Genomic DNA, 1,288 nt, shown 5'->3' with positions numbered 1-1,288 from the left:
GGGTAAAGACCGGGTACATCCTTTACGTTTGAGACCGGGGACATGGTTTACAGGTATCAATTATGGTCAGGAGGTGCTGACCATGCCCTGGAATCAAGAGTCCCCAATGGATCAACGAGTGAAGTTAGTCAGCGACTGGCTTGGCGGCAGTTACACCAAGAGCCAATTAAGCCGGCGCTATGGCGTCAGCCGTCCAACCATCGACAAGTGGCTGGAACGGTATGCAGCGCTGGGCGTGGATGGCTTGAAAGAGCAATCGCGTAAGCCACTGAATTGCCCTCATCAAACTCCCGACGAAATCATTGCCACGCTGCTGACCAAGAAAAACGAGCATCCCGATCGGGGGCCTAAGCAGATCATTGATCGTCTACGCGTCTCCGATCCGGATATCCACTGGCCGGCCGCGAGTACCGCCGGGATATGGTTGAAGAAGGCTGGTCTGGTCACCGCGCGGCGCCCCTATCCCGTGCGCCCACGCGCTCCGACGCATTTGCGTCCGGTCGATCAACCCAATCAGACCTGGTGTGCCGATTACAAAGGGCAATTCAAAATGCAGGATGGCAATTGGTGCTATCCGCTGACCATTACCGACCAGATGAGTCGCTATCTGCTGCTTTGCCGGGCATTGCCCAGCACGCATGGGGAGCCGACGCGGCAGGGCTTCGAGTGGGCCTTCCGGGAGTTTGGGTTGCCGGATGTGATTCGCACGGACAATGGCGCTCCCTTCGCATCAACAGGTTTGGCGCGTTTGTCGAAGTTGTCGGTGTGGTTCATCAGGCACGGAATCCACGTCGAGACAATTACGCCTGGCCGTCCCGACCAAAATGGCCGGCACGAACGGATGCACCGAACGCTGAAAGCAGCGGTATTACGAACACCTGCTGAAAATCTTGTACGCCAGCAATTGGCTTTTGAGGATTTCATCCAGGACTTCAATCAGGTTCGACCGCACACCGCGTTGGACATGAAGCCACCTGCCTCGGTGTATAGCCCGTCGTTACGACCATACCCCGGTTACCTGCCAGCGGTTGAATATGGCACTGACGTTGAAGTGCGTAAGGTTCGTTCGAACGGAGAGTTCAAATGGAAAGGACAGCTGATTTTTCTGGGGGAGGCACTGATCGGCGAAGAGATCGCGCTGAAGGAGGTGGCTGATGATGTGTGGGAGTTGTACCTTTGCACCTTCTGTTTAGGCAGGCTTGAACGCGGCGCTAAACGCGTAGCAAGCCTGGAAAAGGTGTAAACGATGTCCCCGGTCTAATGTGTAAAGGATGTACCGGTCTCTACA

Annotated in this window: 1 protein-coding gene; it reads left to right on the top strand. The window is 55.7% G+C overall.

Features of this window, described 5'->3' with window-relative positions; all coding sequences use genetic code 11:
• The first annotated feature begins 82 nt into the window (after nucleotides 1-82).
• On the top strand, nucleotides 83-1,243 hold the full coding sequence (locus FGA82_RS30940; RefSeq protein ID WP_141130028.1) for an integrase core domain-containing protein: 1,161 nt from the start codon (nucleotides 83-85) through the stop codon (nucleotides 1,241-1,243).
• Nucleotides 1,244-1,288: the final 45 nt, after the last annotated feature.

It is taken from the genome of Pseudomonas fluorescens, from assembly GCF_005938625.1.
Taxonomy (GTDB): Bacteria; Pseudomonadota; Gammaproteobacteria; order Pseudomonadales; family Pseudomonadaceae; genus Aquipseudomonas; species Aquipseudomonas fluorescens_BD.
This window is presented reverse-complemented; position numbering and strand designations above follow the sequence as displayed.